Annotated in this window: 20 protein-coding genes; 16 read left to right on the top strand and 4 right to left on the bottom strand. The window is 61.5% G+C overall.

Going from position 1 to position 21,278, the window contains the following annotated elements:
• The first annotated feature begins 12 nt into the window (after nucleotides 1–12).
• Together B2J77_RS09675 and B2J77_RS09670 are read left to right on the top strand one after the other, a co-directional pair.
• Complete coding sequence (locus B2J77_RS09675; RefSeq protein WP_058638357.1) at nucleotides 13–924, top strand: AraC family transcriptional regulator; 912 nt, start codon at nucleotides 13–15, stop codon at nucleotides 922–924.
• Between the two features lie 214 nt (nucleotides 925–1,138).
• Entirely contained in the window at nucleotides 1,139–2,764 is a 1,626-nt protein-coding gene (locus tag B2J77_RS09670) for a methyl-accepting chemotaxis protein (RefSeq protein WP_078478512.1), read from the top strand.
• Between the two features lie 48 nt (nucleotides 2,765–2,812).
• Here B2J77_RS09670 and B2J77_RS09665 read toward each other — a convergent pair whose 3' ends face one another.
• On the bottom strand, nucleotides 2,813–4,219 hold the full coding sequence (locus tag B2J77_RS09665) for a purine-cytosine permease family protein (protein WP_058638359.1): 1,407 nt from the start codon (nucleotides 4,217–4,219) through the stop codon (nucleotides 2,813–2,815).
• Nucleotides 4,220–4,536: 317 nt separating this feature from the next.
• Here B2J77_RS09665 and B2J77_RS09660 point away from each other — a divergent pair, with 317 nt between their 5' ends.
• From B2J77_RS09660 to B2J77_RS09615, 10 genes are all read left to right on the top strand, one after another.
• Nucleotides 4,537–5,022, top strand: a complete 486-nt coding sequence (locus B2J77_RS09660) for a flavin reductase family protein (RefSeq protein ID WP_023535123.1) — start codon at nucleotides 4,537–4,539, stop codon at nucleotides 5,020–5,022.
• Nucleotides 5,023–5,122: 100 nt separating this feature from the next.
• A complete protein-coding gene (locus B2J77_RS09655) occupies nucleotides 5,123–6,163 on the top strand; it encodes an LLM class flavin-dependent oxidoreductase (protein WP_058605895.1) in 1,041 nt (346 codons plus the stop codon).
• A 249-nt stretch (nucleotides 6,164–6,412) separates the two neighbouring features.
• Nucleotides 6,413–7,009, top strand: a complete 597-nt coding sequence (locus B2J77_RS09650) for an amino acid synthesis family protein (protein ID WP_058605896.1) — start codon at nucleotides 6,413–6,415, stop codon at nucleotides 7,007–7,009.
• A 67-nt stretch (nucleotides 7,010–7,076) separates the two neighbouring features.
• Nucleotides 7,077–7,910, top strand: a complete 834-nt coding sequence (locus tag B2J77_RS09645) for an alpha/beta fold hydrolase (protein ID WP_058638360.1) — start codon at nucleotides 7,077–7,079, stop codon at nucleotides 7,908–7,910.
• The gene (locus tag B2J77_RS09640; RefSeq protein WP_058605898.1) at nucleotides 7,907–9,388 is read left to right on the top strand and encodes an aldehyde dehydrogenase; all 1,482 of its coding nucleotides are present in this window, start codon (nucleotides 7,907–7,909) and stop codon (nucleotides 9,386–9,388) included. The genes B2J77_RS09645 and B2J77_RS09640 overlap by 4 nt, the downstream gene beginning before the upstream one ends.
• Nucleotides 9,389–9,400: 12 nt before the next feature.
• Nucleotides 9,401–9,886: a flavin reductase family protein gene (locus tag B2J77_RS09635; RefSeq protein WP_058605899.1), complete on the top strand. Its 486-nt coding sequence runs from the start codon at nucleotides 9,401–9,403 to the stop codon at nucleotides 9,884–9,886.
• 73 nt (nucleotides 9,887–9,959) lie between these two features.
• On the top strand, nucleotides 9,960–10,349 hold the full coding sequence (locus tag B2J77_RS09630; protein ID WP_058638362.1) for a carboxymuconolactone decarboxylase family protein: 390 nt from the start codon (nucleotides 9,960–9,962) through the stop codon (nucleotides 10,347–10,349).
• A 91-nt stretch (nucleotides 10,350–10,440) separates the two neighbouring features.
• Nucleotides 10,441–11,193 carry a GntR family transcriptional regulator gene (locus B2J77_RS09625; RefSeq protein WP_058605900.1) on the top strand — a complete coding sequence of 251 codons (753 nt, stop codon included), beginning with the start codon at nucleotides 10,441–10,443 and terminating at the stop codon, nucleotides 11,191–11,193.
• 2 nt (nucleotides 11,194–11,195) lie between these two features.
• On the top strand, nucleotides 11,196–11,759 hold the full coding sequence (locus tag B2J77_RS09620) for an NUDIX hydrolase (protein WP_058638363.1): 564 nt from the start codon (nucleotides 11,196–11,198) through the stop codon (nucleotides 11,757–11,759).
• Between the two features lie 83 nt (nucleotides 11,760–11,842).
• A complete protein-coding gene (locus tag B2J77_RS09615; protein WP_078478511.1) occupies nucleotides 11,843–13,660 on the top strand; it encodes an ATP-binding protein in 1,818 nt (605 codons plus the stop codon).
• Between the two features lie 10 nt (nucleotides 13,661–13,670).
• Here the strand turns inward: B2J77_RS09615 and B2J77_RS09610 are convergent, their stop codons facing one another.
• Both B2J77_RS09610 and B2J77_RS09605 read right to left on the bottom strand, forming a co-directional pair.
• Entirely contained in the window at nucleotides 13,671–15,854 is a 2,184-nt protein-coding gene (locus B2J77_RS09610) for a response regulator (RefSeq protein WP_078478510.1), read from the bottom strand.
• Between the two features lie 134 nt (nucleotides 15,855–15,988).
• The gene (locus B2J77_RS09605) at nucleotides 15,989–16,693 is read right to left on the bottom strand and encodes an NUDIX domain-containing protein (RefSeq protein WP_078478509.1); all 705 of its coding nucleotides are present in this window, start codon (nucleotides 16,691–16,693) and stop codon (nucleotides 15,989–15,991) included.
• 137 nt (nucleotides 16,694–16,830) lie between these two features.
• On the opposite strand from B2J77_RS09605, the gene B2J77_RS09600 reads away from it, so the two are divergent.
• From B2J77_RS09600 to trbK, 3 genes are all read left to right on the top strand, one after another.
• Nucleotides 16,831–17,481 (top strand): isochorismatase family protein, encoded by a 651-nt coding sequence (locus B2J77_RS09600; protein ID WP_078478508.1) that lies wholly within the window; start codon nucleotides 16,831–16,833, stop codon nucleotides 17,479–17,481.
• Nucleotides 17,478–18,680, top strand: a complete 1,203-nt coding sequence (gene pncB, locus B2J77_RS09595; RefSeq protein WP_058605906.1) for a nicotinate phosphoribosyltransferase — start codon at nucleotides 17,478–17,480, stop codon at nucleotides 18,678–18,680. The genes B2J77_RS09600 and pncB overlap by 4 nt, the downstream gene beginning before the upstream one ends.
• A 96-nt stretch (nucleotides 18,681–18,776) precedes the next feature.
• Nucleotides 18,777–19,022, top strand: coding sequence for an entry exclusion lipoprotein TrbK (gene trbK, locus B2J77_RS09590; RefSeq protein WP_078478507.1), 246 nt, complete (start codon nucleotides 18,777–18,779; stop codon nucleotides 19,020–19,022).
• A gap of 85 nt (nucleotides 19,023–19,107) precedes the next feature.
• On the opposite strand, the gene B2J77_RS09585 is transcribed toward trbK, so the two are convergent.
• The gene (locus B2J77_RS09585; protein ID WP_078478506.1) at nucleotides 19,108–20,025 is read right to left on the bottom strand and encodes a LysR family transcriptional regulator; all 918 of its coding nucleotides are present in this window, start codon (nucleotides 20,023–20,025) and stop codon (nucleotides 19,108–19,110) included.
• A 110-nt stretch (nucleotides 20,026–20,135) separates the two neighbouring features.
• Between B2J77_RS09585 and B2J77_RS09580 the strand changes: the two genes are divergently transcribed.
• Nucleotides 20,136–21,197 carry a YeiH family protein gene (locus B2J77_RS09580; RefSeq protein ID WP_078478505.1) on the top strand — a complete coding sequence of 354 codons (1,062 nt, stop codon included), beginning with the start codon at nucleotides 20,136–20,138 and terminating at the stop codon, nucleotides 21,195–21,197.
• Nucleotides 21,198–21,278: the final 81 nt, after the last annotated feature.

Raw genomic sequence — 21,278 nt, 5'->3', positions numbered from 1 at the left:
TGTTTGCTTTAGATGATTTCGTCCAGCCATCTCGTCGAGCGGTTATTAGAAAGCCTCGAGCTAGACGCCAGCCTGTTTCATGTCGGCCGTTACTGTGGAGGCTGGCACGCCAGCACCCACGGCATGGGCCACGCCAGTTTTCACCTGGTCGTGCAAGGCGGCTGTTGGCTGCACGCAGAGACCCTCGAGCAGCCGGTGCGCCTGGAGCGCGGCGATGCCGTGTTCCTGCTGCGTGATGTGAGCTACCGGCTTGCCAGCGAAGCCGATGCCGCGCAGGCCTGCGCCCAACCGCGCCAGCCCATGCAGCCCCTTGATGCCGAGGCGAGCGATGGGGTGGGCCTGGTCTGTGGGTTCTTCCATTTCAGCAGCGGCCTTTCGGCGCTGATCATCGACGCAATGTCCGATCTGATCATCCTGCGCGCCGAGGATCCCGCAGGTAGCGCTGCACGCGCCTTGTTCGATCTGATTCTGGAAGAATGCCGGCGCGCCAACGGGCCCTCTCAAGTCTTGCTGGAGCGACTGACGCACCTGTTGTTCCTGTATGCCCTGCGCCAACAGGTGCATGGCGCTCAGCCGCTGGGTGGGCTGATCGCCCTTGCCCGCCAGCCAGTGTTTGCGGACTTGCTCGAACAGTTGATCAAGGCGCCTGGGGCCATCTGGACGCTGGAACGCATGGCGGCGTGCACGGGTTTGTCGCGGTCGGCGTTCTTCAAGCGTTTCAGCGAGCTGGCCGGGCAGTCACCCGGCCAAGTGCTGTTGGCACTGCGCATGCGCCATGCCAGCCAGTTGCTGCGCGCCGGCCATACGGTCGAACAGGTAGGTGCTCAGGCGGGGTATCAATCGGTAGCGGCGTTCACACGTGCCTTCGCCAAGGCCGTAGGCGTGCAACCGGGGGCGTATCGGCGTCAGCAAAGTGGACGGTGAGAGGCCAATTCAAGAACCCAGTGCAGGGGCATCCGCACTCTCATCTCGTTACATTGCATGACTGTCCTACAATAATGGCTTTATGTCATCATCCGCGCATTCAAGTCCACCGCACTCTCCCTCCCGCCCCTTAGCATCTCTAGAGCCTGGCGCCGTCCCGAAGGGCTTGCGCCAACGCGCCTCGCCCCCTGCACGCCATCCTTAGGAGCTTTCGATGCATTTCAGGAACATGAAGATCGGCATTCGCGCAGCCTGCGTGTTTGCCTTGTTGGGCATGCTGATCCTGACCATGGGACTGGTCGCCCTGTATGAAACACAGCAGATGGATGAGTCCACGGATGAAATCCGCCTGACCTGGATGCCCACCGTCATGTCGCTCAGTGCAATCAACAGCAACCTGGGCCGTACTCGCGCCCTCACCCTGCGCAGTGCATTGGAAGAGAATGCCAGCGAGCGCACCCGCTACCTGAGTACGATCCAGAGTATCGAACGCGAATTGGATGAAGGCTTCGAGGCCTATGTGGCCACCATCGTGTCCAACGAAGACCGCGGGCTGTTCGAAACCGCTCGCAGCGCCTATCAGCACTACCATGAGCTCCAGGAAACGGTCCTGGCCGAGCTTTCGGCCGGGCGCATGGACAGGGCTCGCCAGCTGATCAACGGCCCGCTGACGGCACGTGCCGAAACGATGATGCAAGCCATGTCCACACTCATCGCCTTCAACGCCAAAGGCGCAGAAGCTGCATCCCAACTGAGCAGCGACGTGGCCGATGAGGCATTGGTGGCCATTATCACGGCACTGGTTGTGATCCTGCTGGCACTGGTGATGATCGCCTACCTGCTCACACGCAGCATCATCGTGCCGCTAGCCCAAGCCGTTACCGCCGCAGAGCGCGTGGCGGCCGGTGACCTGACCCAGCCCATCCAGGCTGAGGGCCGCGACGAGCCCGCCTTGCTGCTGCAGGCCTTGGCCCGAATGCAAGCCAACCTGCGCCAGACCATTGCCCGCATTGCGGCCTCGTCGGACCAACTGGCATCGGCCTCCGAAGAGCTGCACACCGTGACCGAAGACACCAGCCGTGGCCTGCACCAGCAAAGCGCCGAAATCGACCAGGCTGCCACGGCCGTCAACCAGATGACCGTCGCCGTGGAAGAAGTTGCCAGCAATGCCGTGAGCACGGCCGATGCTTCCAAAGACGCAGACCGCACGACCCGCGACGGCCGTGACCAGGTCAACCAGGCATTGCAATCCATCGAGCAGTTGGTAGCCGAAGTTACCGGCACTTCGGCGCAGGTGCAGCAGCTGGCCAACAGCGCCAGTGAAATTACCCGGGTGCTGGACGTGATCGGCGCTATCGCAGGGCAGACCAATCTCCTGGCACTCAACGCCGCCATCGAAGCGGCGCGGGCAGGTGAAGCGGGCCGAGGGTTCGCGGTGGTGGCCGACGAAGTGCGCGCCCTCGCCCATCGCACTCAACAATCGACTGCGGAAATCGAACAGATGATCGCGGGCATCCAGAACGGCACCGAACGCGCCGTGACGGCGATGTCCAGCAGTCAGGGTCGGGCGGCCGGTACGTTGGAGGTGGCCCAAGGTGCAGGGCGCGCGCTTGAGGTCATCGCCGAAGCCATCGCCTCGATCAACCAGCGTAACCTGGTGATCGCAAGCGCCTCGGAGGAGCAGGCTCAGGTGGCCCGAGAAGTGGATCGCAACCTGGTCAACATCCGTGATCTGTCAATGCAGACCTCGGCCGGGGCCAACCAGACCAGCGCAGCAGCGCAGGATCTGTCACGCCTGGCGGTAGACCTCAATGCCATGGTTGCGCAATTCAAGGTGTAATCCTCAGAGAGGGGCCGACCAGCGGCCCCTCAACGTGAGGCCACTGGCTCACTTGCTGACGCTGACCACCCGCCCCACGTTCTGCGCTGCCTTGCCACGGGTTGCCAGGCAGTAGTACAGCGGCACCGTTACCAACAAACCGAACAGCCACGACAGATCGGCCCCTTCGACGATGTTCGAGTATGGGCCGACATACAGCGCCGTGTTGGCGAATGGCAATTGCACCAGGATGCCGCAGGCATAGGCAATGATCGCGTGGTGGTTGAAACGGCCATAGATGCCGCCATCGGCGCTGAAGATCGAGGCGATGTCGTACTGGCCTTTCTTGATCAAGTAGAAGTCGACCAGGTTGATCGATGCCCAGGGTACCAGCACCAGCAGAAGCGCCAGGATCAGCCCGATGAACTGGCCGATGAAGTCGGCCGAAGCATTGAGCGCCACCAGTGCGCAGGCCACGAGGATGACGCTGGCCAGCACCACACGCACCTTGATGCTCGGCGTCCACTGGGCAAAGAATGTCTGGATTGCCGTCACGATCGAAAGCACGGCGCCGTACAGGTTCAGGGCGTTATGACTGATGATGTTGAGCAGGAACAGCACCATCAGGATCGGCCCGAGCCAGCCGGTGGCCTGTTTGACGGCATCCATGGCATCGGTGCCTTCGGGCACGCACAGCACGGCCACTGCCCCGAAGCTGAAGCACAGGATGGTGCCCAAGGTGGCGCCGAAGTAGGTCGCCCAGAATGGACGGGCGATCCCCACCTCACGCGGCAAGTAGCGCGAATAGTCGGAGGTGTACGGCGAGAAGCTGATCTGCCAGATCGTGCCCAGCGACACGGTGGCGATGAACCCGGACAGGTTGAAGGCACCACGGCTGAAGAAGTCGCCCGGCAGTACCTGCATGAACATCATGATGAACCCAGCCAGCAACGCAGAGCCCATCACCCAGGTGCCGATGCGGTTCAGAATGTGGATGAAACGGTAGCCCACGACGCCGATGGCAGTGGCGCTCAAGGCGCCGATCACGATCGCGCCGGGCATGGGGACCGTGGGTGCGATGCCGTGGATGGTCTTGCCTGCCAGCACGATGTTGGAAATGAAGAAGCCCACGTAGATCAGCGCGGTGAAGAAAACGATCAGCAGCGCGCCGTAGCGCCCGAACTGGCCCCGGCTCTGCACCATCTGCGGGATGCCCAGCTGCGGCCCCTGTGCAGAGGCCAGGGCAATCACCACGCCTCCCAGCAAGTGCCCCATGACGATGGCGATCAGCCCCCACAACAGGTTCAGGTGGAACACCTGGATCACCATGGCGCCGGTGACGATGGGCAGTGGCGCAATGTTGGTGCTGAACCAGAGGGTAAACAGGTCGCGCGCCTTCCCATGGCGCTCGGCAGGTGGAACGTAATCGACCGTGTGATTCTCGACAAACTGATGTTGCGACGACGGTTGGGACATGGTTTTTAGCTCGAAAGGTCGTTTTTATCGTTGTAAGGAAACCGCATCTAGGCGGCCTCTCAGCTGAAGACCATATTATGGTATTCCAAATTTTTGACAATACTGATCCGCATTTCTAAATGTCAGCTGATCCGATTCAGCCATTAACGAAAAGTGATTATGAGCGCTTCTACCCCTTTAAATACGCGGGTTTGGACCATTCATCGTGGTTTTAGCCAAGTCTAAAAATGTGCTTGCAAAAAAGGTATTACGGTATACCATCAGACACATCAACGATAAAAACCGCGGCCCACCGCAGCTTTAAAGAGGTACATCAGATGATCGACGCAACCGTCTACAAGAACGTCCTGGGTTCCTTCCCCTCCGGCGTTACCGTCATCACCACCCTGGACGACGACGGCTCGGTCGTTGGCTTGACCGCCAGCGCCTTCTCATCCCTGTCGATGGACCCTCCCCTGGTGCTGTTCTGCCCCAACTACACGTCCGACTCCTACCCGGTGCTGATCAAGCACAAGCGCTTCGCCATTCATCTGTTATCCGGCAATCAGCAGGCCGAGGCCTACGCCTTCGCCAAGAAGGGCAAGGACAAGGCCGCCGGCATCGAGTGGTCGTTGAGCGCGCTGGGCAACCCCATTCTCGCCGGTGCTACCGCCGTGATCGAATGTGAGCTGTGGCGCGAATACGAAGGGGGCGATCACGCAATCATGGTGGGCAAAGTGCACAACCTGATCGTGCCGGAGCAAGCGCCGCTGCCGATGGTGTACTGCCGCGGGAAGATGGCCAGCCTGCCTGCACTCGCCTGACCTCTGCCCCCCCTGAACGCACTTGGCGCAAAGCATTGCGCTGTCCGCTGCGATACCCGGCTGTACGCCGGGTGACACTACCCAGTCCGAGGAATTGCCCATGAAATTTTCGTTGTTCGTGCACATGGAACGTTGGGATGAACAGGTCAGCCACCGCCAGTTGTTCGAAGACCTCACCGAACTGACCTTGATGGCCGAAGACGGCGGTTTCAGCACCGTGTGGATCGGCGAACATCACGCCATGGAATACACCATTTCGCCAAGCCCCATGCCATTGCTGGCTTATCTGGCGGCGCGCACCGAGAAGATCCGCCTGGGCGCTGGCACCATCATCGCCCCGTTCTGGAACCCGATCCGCGTCGCCGGCGAATGCGCTTTGCTCGATGTGATCAGCAACGGGCGCATGGAGGTGGGTCTGGCCCGTGGCGCCTATCAATTCGAATTCGATCGCATGGCCAATGGCATGCCAGCCACCGATGGCGGCAAGGCGCTGCGCGAAATGGTGCCTGTGGTACGCAAGCTGTGGGAGGGTGACTACGCCCATGAAGGCGAGGTGTACAAGTTCCCGACCTCCACCAGTGTTCCCAAGCCGTTCAATGCCACTCCACCCATGTGGATCGCGGCCCGTGACCCTGACTCGCATAACTTCGCCGTGGCCAATGGCTGCAACGTGATGGTGACGCCGCTGATGAAGGGCGACGAGGAAGTGCTGGACCTTCGCAACAAGTTCCAAGCCGCCTTGGACAACAACCCCGACGTGCCGCGCCCACAACTGATGGTATTGCGTCACACCCACGTACACAGCCCGCAAGAGCCGGACGGCTGGAAGGTCGGCGCCAGCGCCATCTCGCGTTTCTACCGCACGTTCGATGCCTGGTTCGGCAACAAGACCACGCCGGTCAATGGTTTCCTGGAGCCCAGCCCTGAAGCGAAGTTCGCCGAAGTGCCTGCATTCGAGCTGGAGAACATCCGCAAGAACACCATGATCGGCACTGCGGAAGAAATCATCGCGCGCATCAAGTACTACCAGGAACTGGGCGTCGATGAATTCAGCTTCTGGTGTGACAACAGCTTGCCCCACGCCGAGAAGAAAAAATCGCTGGAGCTGTTCATCAAGGAAGTGATCCCGGCATTCACCTGAATTCCCTTTACCTGATTCTTTGCGGGGCATGCCCGCTCGCGCGGGTCGTCTGGCCATGCGCGAGCGGGTTTTTTTCAGCCCAAATACAGGTACCGCCCCCGCGCGCTCGATACAGATGCGGTGCAGACCTGCACATCAGCACACCTTTCGTCTCGGTGGGATGAGAAAACGCCACGCAGTGCTTGCAGAACAAATATTATGGTATACCATCAGACAACAAGATCTGATCACACCGTACAGGAGCCCCCCATGAGTTTTGAAATTCGCAAGATCGTCACCTACTCCGAAGAGACCCGGATCGAAGGTGGCAAAGCCACTGACACGCCGGTCACCATGGTGGGCCTGGCGGTGGTCATCAAGAACCCTTGGGCTGGCCGTGGCTTCGTCGACGACCTCAAGCCCGAAATCCGCGCGCATTGCTCGGAACTCGGCGCGCTGATGGTCGAGCGACTGACCGCCGCCATCGGTGGTGCCGACAAGATCGAGGCCTACGGCAAGGCGGCAGTGGTGGGCGCTGACGGTGAAATCGAACACGCATCGGCCGTCATCCATACCCTGCGCTTCGGCAACCACTACCGCGAAGCCGTGCAGGCCAAAAGCTACCTGAGCTTTACCAACAAGCGCGGTGGCCCTGGCACGTCCATCCAGATTCCGATGATGCAAAAAGACGACGAAGGCCTGCGTTCGCACTACATCACCCTGGAAATGCAGATCGAGGACGCACCTCGCGCCGATGAAATCGTGGTGGTCCTTGGCGCTGCCGATGGCGGCCGCCTGCACCCACGCATTGGTAACCGCTACATCGACCTGGAAGAACTGGCGGCCGAGAAGGCCAACGCTCAATAACAACAATCAAGCCGGGCCTGGGTGTGGCGATCAATTCGTCACGCCCGACCTCAAAGGAGCGCCCTTCATGATTCAGCCCGTCGCTGAACGCACCCCCGCCGGCACCAGTTACCTGTCCGTCGGTCAGGGTCAACCCGTGGTACTCATTCACGGCGTGGGCCTGAACAAGGAAATGTGGGGCGGTCAGATCGTTGGCCTGGCCAACGACTACCGCGTCATTGCCTATGACATGCTCGGCCACGGCCAGAGTGCCTTGCCCCCGGCCGACGTCGGCCTCGAAGGCTATGCCGCCCAGTTGGCCGAGGTGCTCGATCACCTGCAACTGAGCCAGGCCATCGTCATCGGTTTCTCCATGGGCGGCCTGGTCGCACGTGCCTTCGCCCTGCACTACCCCCAGCGCATCGCTGCCTTGGTGGTGCTCAACAGCGTCTTCAACCGCAGCCCCGAACAGAGCGCCGGGGTCATCGCCCGTGCCGCTCAGGCAGCAGAGCTGGGCCCGGACGCCAATGTCGAGGCGGCACTGGACCGCTGGTTCAGCCGCGAGTACAAGGCGGCGAACCCCGCCCAGGTGGCTGCCATCCGTCAAGTGCTGGCCAGCAACGACCCACAGGGTTATCACACCACCTATTCGTTGTTTGCCACCCAGGACATGTACCGCGCAGGTGACCTGGGCAGCATCCAGGTGCCGACGCTGATCGCCACGGGAGAGCTCGATACCGGCTCGACGCCGGCCATGGCCCGCCAGCTCGCCGCCCGTATCCCGGGTGCGCACAGTGTGGTGCTGGCCGAGCAGCGGCATATGATGCCGGTGGAGGCACCGCGCGAAGTGAACAAGATGCTGCTGGATTTTCTCGCCAAAGCCCGCAGCCTGACCGAATCAGCCAAGGGGATTGTGGCATGAGCCTCGTTCGTTTTCAGATGTGCATCGACGGCCAATGGTGCGATGCGCAGAGCGCCAAGACCTTCGACAGCCTGAACCCGGCCACCGCACAGCCCTGGGCGCAGCTGCCGGACGCAGGCGAAGCCGATGTGGAGCTGGCGGTACAAGCCGCCCAGCGGGCATTCGAAAGCCAGGCTTGGCGGGGCATAACCGCTACAGCCCGTGGCAAGCTGTTGCGCCGTCTCGGGGACCTGATCGCCGAGAACAAGGAACACCTGGCCCAGCTGGAAAGCCGTGACAACGGCAAGCTGATCCGCGAAACCCGCGGTCAGGTGGGTTACCTGCCAGAGTTCTTCCATTACACCGCAGGCCTGGCCGATAAGCTCGAAGGCGGCACACTGCCCTTGGACAAGCCGGATCTGTTCGCCTACACCGTGCACGAGCCTATCGGTGTGGTCGCCGGGATCATCCCGTGGAACAGCCCGCTGTACCTGACGGCGATCAAACTGGCGCCGGCCCTGGCCGCTGGCAATACCATCGTGCTCAAGCCCTCAGAGCATGCCTCGGCGACGATTCTGGAACTGGCGCGCCTGGCGTTGGAAGCAGGGTTTCCGGCTGGCGTTGTCAACGTGGTCACAGGCTACGGCCCGAGCACCGGCGCGGCGCTTACCCGTCACCCGCTGGTGCGCAAGATCGCCTTCACAGGCGGTGCGGCCACCGCTCGCCATGTGGTGCGCAGCAGCGCCGAGAACTTCGCCAAGCTGTCGCTGGAACTCGGCGGCAAGTCGCCGAACATCATTTTTGCAGACGCCGACCTCGACAGCGCCATCAACGGTGCCGTGGCGGGGATCTATGCAGCGTCCGGACAAAGCTGCGTGGCCGGGTCGCGCCTGCTGGTGCAGGATGAAATCTTCGACGAGTTCGTCAAGCGCCTGATCGAGCGTGCCCAGCGCATTCGCATTGGCAACCCCCAGGACGATGCCAGCGAGATGGGCCCGATGGCCACTGCACAGCAGTTGGCCGTGGTCGAACAACTGGTCGCCGCGGCCAAGGCCGAAGGCGCCAAGCTGCACCTGGGCGGTAAACGGGCCCAGGTCGACGGCGAGGGCTGGTTCTACGAGCCAACGCTGTTCGAATGCGACAGCAACTCGATGAGCATCATGCAGGAAGAGGTGTTTGGACCGGTGGCGGCCGTCATTCGCTTCAAGACCGAGCAAGAGGCGCTGGCCATTGCCAACGATTCACAGTTCGGCCTGGCCGCCGGTATCTGGACCCGCGATTTGGGTCGAGCCCACCGCCTGGCGCGCGACGTGCGTTCGGGGATCATCTGGGTCAACACCTACCGCGCCGTATCTGCCATGGCGCCCATCGGCGGCTTCAAGAACAGCGGCTACGGACGCGAAAGCGGCATCGACTCCGTGCTGGCCTACACCGAGCTGAAAACCGTGTGGATCAACCTGTCCACCGCCCCCATGCCCGACCCCTTCGTGATGCGCTAAGAGGTAACACCGATGATCGAACCTGGCATCTACAAAGACGTGATGGGCTCCTTCCCGTCCGGGGTGACGGTCGTCACCACCCTGGACGCCGAGGGTGGCATCGTCGGCATCACTGCCAGTGCCTTCAGCGCGCTGTCGATCGACCCGGCGCTGGTGCTGTTCTGCCCCAACTACGCCTCCGACACCTACCCGATCCTGCGCGACAGCAAGCAGTTCGCCATTCACCTGCTGTCGGCAGGCCAGACGGCCGAAGCCTACGCCTTCGCGGGCAAAGGCAAGGACAAGGCCAAAGGCGTACAGTGGCACTTGAGCGCCTTGGGCAACCCGCTGCTGGACAACGCCACGGCGATCATCGAATGCGAGCTGTGGCGAGAGTACGACGGCGGCGACCATGCAATCATTGTGGGCGCCGTTAAAAACCTGGTGTTGCCCGCCGACCCGATGACGCCCATGGTGTACCACAAGGGTAAGCTGGGCGCCCTGCCCCCACTGGGCTGAGGCGCGACTTTTTCAGGGGCGCGCTGGCCTCTAACTCTCCTTAGCGCCCCTGTTTTATTCCGGAGTAGCGTACATGAGCAATGAAAAGTACGAAAAAGGTCTGCAGATTCGCACACAGGTCCTGGGCGAAGACTATGTTAACCGGTCGATCCAGAATGCCGACGCATTCACCCAGCCTCTGCAGGAGCTGGTGACCGAGTACTGCTGGGGCCATGTCTGGGGCCGCGAAGGCTTGTCGCTCAAAGAGCGCAGCATGATAAACTTGGCCATGATTTCGGCACTCAACCGGCCGCACGAGCTCAAGCTGCACATCCGCGGCGCCTTGCGCAACGGCCTGAGCCGCGAGCAAGTACGCGAGATTCTGCTCCAGGTCGGCATTTATTGCGGCGTCCCGGCGGCGGTGGACAGTTTCCGCCTGGCCCGGGAAGCGTTCGCCGAGGCCGACGCGGAGTCCACCCGTTAACACCGGGCTGTTCGTACCCACGCAAGGAGCACCCAGGGTCGTGGTGCCCCGTTACGGTCGTGGCCGGGCAGCCTCATTCAGAGCGCACTCGATGAAACGCCAGCCACTGGACGACAGCTTCAAGGTCAATCGCAACCCCGTCACCCTGCGCGAAATCGTGCTCGACAAACTGCGCGGCGCGATCATGAACTTCCACCTGCTCCCAGGCGACCGCCTGGTGGAGCGCGATCTGTGCGACCGCCTTGGCGTCAGCCGCACGTCCGTGCGTGAAGCCCTGCGCCACCTGGAGTCCGAAGGCCTGGTGGAGTTCGCCGACGCCAAAGGCCCGCGTGTTGCGATCATCACCCTTGAAGATGCACGCGACATCTATGAGTTGCGCTGCGTACTCGAAGGCCTGATCGTGCAGCTGTTCACGCTCAATGCCAAGGCCAAGGACATCCGCGCGCTGGAACGAGCCCTGGACGTCAACCGTGAGGCGTTGGAAGAAGGTGAGCTGCAGCAGGTGCTCGAGTCGGTGCAAGGGTTCTATGACGTGCTGCTCGAGGGTTCGGGCAACCAGGTCGCGGCGCAGCAGCTTCGTCAGTTGCAGGCGCGCATCAGCTACCTGCGTGCCACATCGGTATCCCAGGCCAACCGCCGTGGTGCCAGCAACCTGGAAATGGAAAAAATGGTCGAGGCCATCAAAAGCGGCGACCCCCTGGTAGCTCACCAGGCCTCGGTCGATCACGTGCGTGCCGCCGCCAAGGTTGCACTGGACTATCTGCGCCAGAAACAAGACGACAACGCCAAGGTTCGCGAGATCGTCGCTCCCCTGGCCCTCAAGGAACCTCGCATAGGTCGCTGATCATGCCCAGTGCTCCCCGCTACTGCCCTCATTGCACCACGACGCTGGCCCAGGGCACACCTGCGGGGGACACCCATGAACGGCTGCACTGCGCCAGCTGCGGCTACATTCATTACATCAATCCGAAGATCATTGCCGGTTGCATCATTGAGCGCGACGGCAAATACCTGCTGTGCCAACGCGCCATCCCCCCTCGCCCCGGCACCTGGACGCTGCCGGCAGGCTTCATGGAAGCCGGCGAGACCACCGAACAGGCGGCGCTGCGCGAAGTGTGGGAAGAAAGCGGTGTACGGGCGGAGATCGTCTGCCCCTACTCCATTTTCAGCGTGCCGAAGATCAGCGAGGTCTACATCATCTTCCGCGCCTTCGTCACCGAGGAAACGGGCCAGTATGGACCGGAAACCCTGGCCTATCGGTTTTTCGAACCAGAGCAGATCCCGTGGGATGACATCTACTACCCCGCCATCCGGCAGATTCTCGAGCGTTACATTCTCGAGCGTCAGGCCGGTGTCTACGGGATTTACACCGGCAACGATGACGTGGGCAAGGTGCACTTCATTCGCTGACTGGCCAAGCGCCATAAAACGCTCGCCAATCGTGCCTTCAGGGTGCACCCTAGAGCACCCTGTTTCAATGACCGGCAGAGCAGATGGCGAAGTGGCTAGCAGGCGGCGGCGTGATGGCCGACCGCATTCTTGGGCATGACTGGACGTGCACCTCGTTGGGTCCGCTGGAAAACTGGCCCGATACCCTCAAGACCACCTTGGCGCTGTGCCTGGGCTCGCATTTTCCACAGGCTGTGCTGTGGGGGCCCGATCTGCTGACCTTCCACAATGATGCCTTTCTCCCGATTCTGGGGCGCAAGCCGGTGGCGCTGGGGGTACCGTTTGCAGAGGTCTGGCAGGAGGCATGGGACGATATCCGCTGCATGGCCGACAGGGCCCTCGAAGGCGAAGCGGTCTACATCCAGGACTTCCCCTTGGTCATCGACCGTAACAACGGGCCGGAGCGTGCCTACTTCACGTTCTGCTACAGCCCAATTCGTGACTTGCATGGCAATGTGCTTGGAATGCTCGATACCGTCACCGAAACCACGGCCACCGTGCTGGGTAACCAACGCCTGGCGTTTCTGGACACCCTCGGCCGGGCAGTGGCACAAGCGGTAGACCCTGAGGCGATTCTGGCAACGACCACGCGCCTGCTCGCTGAGCACCTAGGGCTATCAAGCTGTATCTATGCGGTCATGCAAGCTGACGATGACACCTTCACGGTCTGTGGCGAAGCGGTGACCGACGCGAGCCCCTCGTTGATCGGAGAGCATCGCCTGGGAGCTTTTGGCAAGCAGGTGAACGAACGACTGCGCAGCGGTCTGACATTGGCGCTCGATGATTGCAGGCAGGCACTTCCCGAGTCCGAGGCGGCTGTATTTGCAGCCCTTGGGATCAATGCCACGTGCTGCGTGCCGCTGATAAAAGGCGCAAGGCTCACCGCCTTGATGGCGGTCAACAGCGCGTCAGCGCACGCGTGGACCGAATACGAGCGGGTCTTGCTCGGTGACGTGACCGAACGCAGTTGGGCGCATATCCAGCATGCCCAATCCACGGGCGAGACGCAGGCCGCCTTGCTCGCGCTCGAGGCGCTCAACTCCAGCCTGGAGCAACGTGTGCAGACCCGCACCACGCAACTGCTGCACACCGAAGCGGAACTGCGTCAGGCCCAGAAGCTTGAGGCCATCGGCCAGCTTACAGGGGGTGTGGCGCACGATTTCAACAACATATTGACCATCATCCATGCCTCGCTGCATTTCTTGCAGCGTCCGGGCCTGGACGACGATCGGCGCATGCGCTATCTACGCACCATGGTCGAGACGGTCGAGCGCGGCTCCAAGTTGACCGGCCAACTGTTGGCCTTCGCACGGCGCCAGGCCTTGCATCCGCAGGTGTTCGACGCAGCGGCTCGGCTGGCAGCCATGGCCGACCTGTTCGATACCGCAGCAGGTGCGAGCATTGACGTCGAGCTGGACTTGCCTGCTTCGCCGTGCCACGTGCGCGCCGACATCAGCCAACTGGAAACGGCGGTTATCAACCTGATGCTCAATGCCCGCGATGCTATGGCCGGTGTGGGCACCGTGCGCGTGCGCCTCCAAGCCCACCAGCACCTGCCGGTCAGCCGCGATGAGGTTCCCGATCCGTGCGCGTATGCCGCGATTTCCGTCACCGACACGGGAGTTGGCATCAGCACGGAGCTGTTCGAGCGGATATTCGACCCTTTTTTCACCACCAAACCCGCCGGGCAAGGCACTGGGCTGGGGTTGTCCCAGGTATTCGGTTTCGCCAAGCAGTCCGGGGGGGATATCAAGGTCAGCAGTGTCGAGGGCAAGGGCACGACCTTCACCCTGTACCTGCCGCAACAGGCACCGACGGCCTTGTCCGAAACGGATAGGACATGCAGCGTGCAAGCGGGCTAAAGCTTGCGTTTCAGCCTCGGTTAAGGGCAGTTCCGGCCAGCAGGCGCGCCACGCTCTGGGCGAGTTCGGCGCGTCGATAAGGCTTGCGCAGCACTTCGAAACCGCTTAGCTGGCGCGGCGTCAAATTGGCATAGCCCGTGATGATCAGCACCGGCAGCTCGCTGTGATGCTGGCGCATTTGCTGGGCAAAGCGTACACCGGTCATCTCCGGCATGACGTGGTCGGTCACCAACACATCAGGCAGCCACCCCTTTTCCACCAAGCGCAAAGCGGCCACGGCACTTGGCGCTTCGGTCACCTCATAGCCCAGGTCGCGCAATTGCAAAGCCGTTGCGTGACGCACAATCTCTTCGTCGTCCACCAACAACACCCGGCTTGGACGCTCGGCCACAGGTCCGTCGCAAGCCTCGGCATCGCGATGGGTGGGTAATGCATCGCTGGCCGGCAGCCACAATGTCGCCTGGGTGCCTTTCCCTGGCGTGGACTGGATCTCGAACCCTCCGCCGGATTGAACCGCCAAGCCCTGGACCATGGGCAAGCCCAGGCCAGTCCCCTTGCCCACCTCCTTGGTAGAAAAGAAGGGTTCGATGCACCGCCTGAGCTGTTCATCGTCCATGCCGCAGCCATTGTCCCTGACCTGAATCCATACCAGACGTTTGCCCGCAAGGTCCTCGGGGGGTGTCAGGCAGTAGGTGTCATCACCGGCAATGATTTGCAGCTGGCCGGCGCCGCCGATAGCATCCCGGGCATTGACCGCCAGATTCAGCAGGGCCAGTTCCAGTTGGTGAGGATCCACCACGACGCAGGGCAACGACGGGTCGATGTTCACATGCACGGCAATGGTGGGTCCGAGCGAACGCGCCATCAACTCGTGCATGTCCTCGACCAGTGCTGCCAAGGACACCGGTTGCGGTTTGAGTGTCTGACGGCGTGCAAAGCTGAGCAGGCGAGCGACCAGATTGCGTGCCCGTTCTGCTGCCTGCAGGCCCCCGTCGATCAGCCGGGGCGCGCGCTCGGCATGTGGATGCCGGCGCAGCAGCTCGAACGACCCAATGATCGGCGTGAGCATGTTGTTGAGGTCGTGGGCGATACCGCCGGTCAATTGCCCGATCATCTCCATCTTGTGGGCTTCGTGCAGTTGCATCATGACTGATTCGCGCTGGGCCAGCGCCGTGGCAACCCGCTCCTCAAGGCTCTGGTTTAGCAAGTGCAACGCCTGCTCGGCACGAGCATGGAGGATTGCAGCCCACACTTGCTTGGCGGTTTCCTCCACAAGCTGACAGTCCTCCTCGAAGCACCCTCGCGCATCGCTGAAATGAACGCCTAACACTGCTTCGAGTCGCCCACCCCGTAGCACAGGGGCATGCAAGGCGGTGCTTATGCCCGCCAGACAAGGCTCAGGCTGTTCGTACCTGTGCTGAACGGTCCTGCCATCGCTCAATTGCTCATACAAGTCGGCGCCGAACGTCATGTACGAATGGGTGCCCGTCAAGGACGCCACGCCATCGGACCAATCATGGCTGACTTTGAAACCAACACCGTCGCCTTTGTCTTCACCGAAGCAGACCCTGGCTGCGCCCAACTCCTGGGCCAGGCGCTGAACCGCATACGACTCGATACGTGCGGCATCACCCAGCCCAGGCAATGTACGGCTCAATTCCAGGAGAAAAGCCTGGCGCTGGTGGAAACGCACGCGGTCCGTGGTCTCGGTGACCAGGCACAAGACCCCGCCGACGCTTGCATCAGCCTCGCGCACGGCGGAATACGACACGTCGAAATACACTGTCTCACCGTGCCCTCGGCGCTCAATGTAGAAGGGACGGTCCTTGGCCGAAAACGTCTGTCCTGTTTCACGCACACCGCGCAGCAACGGTTCGAGGTCGTCCCACAGTTCGGCCCAGTGCTCGCGCGCCGGGCGCCCGAGGGCTTGCGGGTGCTTATGACCAATAGTGGGCGCATAGGCATCGTTGTACAGCGCGACATAATCCGGGCCCCAGAACAACACGACCTGGGTCTGCGCTGGCAGCAATGTGGCCATGGCGGCCTGAAGGTGCGGGGACCAGCCATGCGGCGTCCCAAGTGGCGAATTCTCCCAGTTCATCGTTTGGAGCAGACGGCCAATCTCACCGCCATTGAGCAGGAAGCTCAGCGGTGTGGAGGCGTCGTCGATTAGAGGGGTTTGAAGCGATCTCATGTCAGGGGAATCCGCGGCACAGGCCAGCCATCTCTGGATAAGAGGCATTGATTCGCGGTTCGTTCCACTGAGATTGATTAGTCGTTCAATGTCAGCGCTGACCGCCCCGCGCAGTCAATCTGCCAGAGGGATGCTTAACTGCCCTCCGGCAGCAGGCTACGGTCGAACATGAATGGCCCCTGCCCTTGCGCCATGTATTGGTACAGTTGCTGCGGACGCCCCATGGGTGGCTGATTCTTTTCGCCTGTGTCCCTGACCCAGCCGAGCACGCGCAAACGCTCCAGGCGCTTGCGCAGCGACGTTGCATTTACAGGCTGGCCCAGGCACGCCTGCATGGCCCCCAGCGCGTCGAGCACGGTGAACCGGGTGTCGAGCAGGTACAACGGCAAACTGCTGTAGACGGACTTGGCCGCGAGCCGCTCACAGGCTCGGCGCGCCAACAAGTTGTGATCGAATGGCAGCAGCACCCTGCTATCAGCCACGTCGGCGAGGTCGAAAAAGGCTAGTTGCTCATCCTTGACTTCCTGGCGGGCGGGCAACAGCGCCAAATAGCAGGTGCTCAATGACCAACCCCGCGGATCCCGAAAGGCATTGCCTTCAGTGCCGACTTGCTCCAGATAGTGTGGCTGGACGCGCGCTTTTTCGCTCAAGGCGCGATGGGCTGCGCTCTGGAGGCTGGTATCAGGCGTGCGCCCATTGATGATCACCCCAGGCAGTGCCCATTGGCCCTGATGCGGTTCTCGCTCACGGCGATGCAAAAGCACCTGCAGGTGCTCGCTGCCGGGCGGCAGGCGCAGCGCGACGATGTCGACGCTTGCCAGGACTTCAGCTGTACTCACTCGTAACTCCTTGACCGAAGCCTTTTATAGTTCACCAGAGCGAATAAGTAAATCGGCCGTAACGTCCAGATAATGGATGCTTGACACATATACAACACCAGGTGGATTATGTAGCCATTCCAGCGAGGAGAACCTCCATGAAAATCGCCAGCTTCGATGTCGACGCACAAATAGGCTTTACGTGCCATGCGCCCCAGGAACTCCCAGTCCCCGAGGGTCATGAAATCGCACCAGACCTCAACGTCATGGCACAGCGGGCCGACCTGCGACTGGGCAGCAAGGATGCGCATCCCGCCAATGCCGCGTGGGTAGTGGCCCAAGCCACGCAGATGCTGCAGCCGCTGACCCTGGCCAACGCGGACCTCACCTGGGTCAGCCATTGCGTCCCTGGCACTCCCGGTTTCGAGCTGCTGCCAGGCCTGCCTGCCCCCATCGAGTACGACTATTTCGTGTGGAAAGGCGTGGAGCCCGACCTGCATCCCTATGGTGCCTGCTACCACGACTTGGCTGAGCGCCGCTCCACCGGCGTCATCGAATACCTCAAGGTGCATCAGGTGGGTGCTGTGATCGTTGGCGGGCTTGCACTGGACTACTGCGTGCGCACCACTGCCCGACAATTGCGCCAGGCCGGGTTCGAGGTGCTGCTGTACCTACCGGCCTGCCGCGCCCTGAGCCAGGCCGGCGCGATAGAGGCCTGCGGCGCCCTGGCTGCCGACGGTGTGAAGTTGTGCGGCGACGAGTCGGCCCTCGACCATCAACTGGCCCTGATCAAGGAGCAAGCAGCATGAGTGACAGCGTATTTGGCCCCCGTATCGTTCAGAACCTGCTGGACACCGACTTCTACAAGATCACCATGATGCAGGCGGTGCTGCACAACTACCCCAATGCCGAGGTGGAGTGGGAATTTCGCTGCCGCAACGGTGAGAACCTGGCCCCGTATCTCGCAGAAATCCGCTACCAGGTCGAGCAACTCGCCGAAGTCACCGTCACCCAGGATCAGCTTGCTTACCTTGAGAAGATTCCCTTCATCAAGCCTGACTTCATTCGCTTTCTTAGCCTGTTCCGCTTCAACTTGCGCTACGTGCATGTTGGCCTGGACGACGCCGGCCAGCTTGCGATACGCGTACGCGGCCCCTGGTTGCACGTCATCCTGTACGAAATCCCGTTGCTGGCGATCATCAGCGAAGTCCGCAACCGTTACCGCTACCGGGAGGTGGTGATCGAGCAGGTACGCGAACAGTTGTACCGCAACCTCGACTGGCTCAAGGCCCAGGCCAGCAGTGATGAATTGGCGGGCTTTCAGCTGGCGGATTTCGGCACTCGTCGACGCTTCTCCTATCGGGTGCAGGAAGAGGTGGTGCACATCCTCAAGCGCGATTTCCCAGGCCGCTTCGTCGGCACCAGCAACGTGCACCTGGCCCGGGAATACGAGCTACGGCCAATTGGTACCATGGCCCACGAATGGTTCATGGCCCACCAGCAGCTGGGTCCTCGCCTGGTGGACAGCCAGGCTGCAGCCTTGGAGTGCTGGGTGCGCGAGTATCGCGGCCTGCTCGGTATCGCGCTGACCGACTGCATCACCATGGATGCCTTCCTTGGGGACTTCGACCTCTATTTCGCCAAGCTCTTCGACGGCCTGCGTCACGACTCGGGCGACCCGCTGGCGTGGGCGGAGAAAGCCATCGCGCACTACCACCGGCTGGGTATCGACCCGAAGACCAAGACCCTGATCTTCTCAGACGGCCTGGACATGCCCAAGGCGCTTGGGCTTTACCGCGCGCTGCACGAGCGCATCAACGTGAGCTTTGGCATCGGGACGCGCCTGACCTGCGACATCCCGGGGGTCGAGCCGATGAACATGGTGATCAAGATGACGGCCTGCAATGGTGCACCGGTGGCCAAGATTTCGGACAGCCCAGGCAAGACGCAGTGCCGGGATGAAAATTTCGTGGCCTATTTGAAGCACGTATTCAACGTAGGCGCGTGACTTTCTGCAGGTGGCATTGCTAGGCCCGTGTACGTATCATGCTGCCCGGTTCAACAATCACCTGCCCTTTCAGCACACCAGGAGAAAGATCGCGATATGGACATCAAATTGGCAAAGCTGGTCACGGCAATGGGCTTGGCAGCCTTGCTCGCAGGCTGCAGTGAAGAAACGGTGCCCGAGCCGACCGCTGAGAACTGCACCCCGCAGATGCAGAAGAAAATTCTGGCGGATTTGTCCAAAGAGGCCAATCGCAATACCTTTACCGCCAACTGCAACAGCTTCCTCCAAGCCCGCAAGCATACCGACTGGACCTTCAAGAAGAGCCCGAAAGACGACTTCTGATGAGGTAGCGGCGGCCCTGACAGCACACGTGCCGCGTGGCAGTCGGGCTGCCTTGCGGCGATGTCTGCAGGGACGGGCGCATGTTTCATGAATTGCCGGTGGTGCGTGAAACATGGGTCGAAGCCCCGGAGAAGGCCACACAAAGCTCGTGAAAGCGGGCAGCCGCTCGAGAGGGTGAACCTGCGTGGGGCAGGACTATCGAAAACCGGCGAAGCAGTGAACGCGGCCCCACCTGGACCTTGCGCAAAACCATCCCTTCGTGACGAATCGACATGGCAGACACGAAACCTACGCCCATACCGGCGCGTACTGCTTCCTTCACCCCCTCCACGCCGGCGATCTCCAGGCCAATCCGCATCTGTAGTTGACTGTTGGCAAACGCTTGCTCGACGACCTGACGCACGCCCGAGCCCTGCTCACGCAGCACTATTGGGAAGTCGGCCACCTCCTTCAAGGCGCGAGGTCCGGCGCAAGCCAAGGGGTGTGCAACCGGGACGATGGCGACGATTTCGTCCTCCAGCCACTCGGTCACGCCAGTGCCCACGGGCAGGTCTCGCCCCGGCGGCCCTTCTATCAACGCCAAGTCCACGTCACCCAATGCGGCGACGATTTCGGCGGTGTTGCCCTGGATGGTGGTGATCACCACCTCAGGGTAGCGTGCCTTGAATTGGGCGATCAGGTACGGCAGCACGTAGCTTGCAGGCGTAGTGCTGGCACCGATCCGCAATGTGCCGCGCTGAAGGCCGCGCATCGCTTCGCGAAGTGACCGCGCCTGATCGAACGTATCGCGCAGACGAGTCGCATACGCCAGTAGCTGTTCACCCGCTGCTGTCAGGCGCACCCCGCGCCCTGCCCGGTGATAAAGAGGCTCGCCAAACGCCTCCTGCAGAAGTTTGAGTTGGCCAGACACCGCCGGCTGAGACAGATGCAGGGCCAATGCGGCATGGCTGATGTTGCCGTGCTCGGCGACGACGGCGAAAGTTATAAGCTGCTCTGGAGTCATCCCAAAAAACTATCAGCTAAATGGATATTTTTCATCCCTAATTACGATTTTTCATAAGCTTATAACCAACATACCGTGGTGCTCATTGATTCCAGTTGCTGGAGAATTCCATGACACCTGCCCCTTATACGCCATCTGACGCACCTGCCGCGCACCGCTGCGCAACGCTCAAGGGTGTGCTTTTGGTTACCGTCCTTGCGTTGGGCATCAGCCAAGCGGCTGCCCTACCCCTTTTCGTCCAGCTTGGCCTCAGCCCGTTGATCCTCGGCATCGTGGCCGGCGCGTTCGTTGGCAATGTGCTGAAAGATCGCCTGCCGGCCTGCTATGCACAGGGCATACACTTCTGCGCCCGGGCCCTGCTCCGGGTTGCCGTCGCCTTGTTCGGCCTGCGGATCAGCTTGCAGGAAATTGCACACGTTGGCTGGCCTGGCCTGGTGATCTCGCTGCTGGTGATCAGCAGCACATTGGCGATAGGACTGTGGTGTGGCATGAAACTGCTCGGGCTTGACCGCGAGACTGCTCTGCTTACAGCTGCGGGCAGCGCCATCTGCGGGGCTGCGGCCGTTTTGGCCTTTGAATCGGCACTGCGCAGCGCGCCGCATAAAAGTGCAGTGGCCGTAGGCAGCGTGGTGCTGTTCGGCACGGCGTCGATGTTTTTCTATCCCTTTCTGATTCAGGCTGGCTGGCTGCACCTGGATGCCCAGACCGCTGGGCTTTGGCTGGGCGGCACCCTCCATGAAGTGGCTCAAGTAGTCGGCGCCGCCAGTACCCTTGGCCCTGATGCCAGCCATGTGGCAACCATCGTGAAAATGACGCGTGTGATGCTGCTGGTGCCTGTCTTGTTACTGGTTGGCTTGTGGATCAGCCGTACCCCAAAATCCGGCTTGGCGTCAGGCAAGGGTCGGCTCACGGTGCCGTGGTTTGCGTTCGGGTTTCTGGCACTGGTAGCGGTCAATTCGCTGGAGGTTCTACCTTTGAGCCTGCGCGAAGCCGTCAACGGCCTGGACACCTTTGCGTTGACCATGGCCATGACGGCATTGGGCATGGAAACCCGCTTCGAACAGATACGCCACGCCGGGCCTCGCGTGCTGGCAATGGGGGCAATCCTCAACGTGTGGCTGTTTGGGGGCGGCTTGGCCATTACCCTGGCCGTGCAGCGGCTGCTGGGGTGATTGTTTCGCAACGCGCGCCGCTGAGGCCGCCATGAAGTGCCGGGCTTTTTTTGCATGCCTCTCGTTGCCGCTTCCATTTCT

This window comes from Pseudomonas parafulva, from assembly GCF_002021815.1.
GTDB classification, from domain to species: domain Bacteria; phylum Pseudomonadota; class Gammaproteobacteria; order Pseudomonadales; family Pseudomonadaceae; genus Aquipseudomonas; species Aquipseudomonas parafulva_B.
Note: the sequence above shows the minus strand (reverse complement) of the source record. Positions and strands in the feature narration are given on the sequence as shown.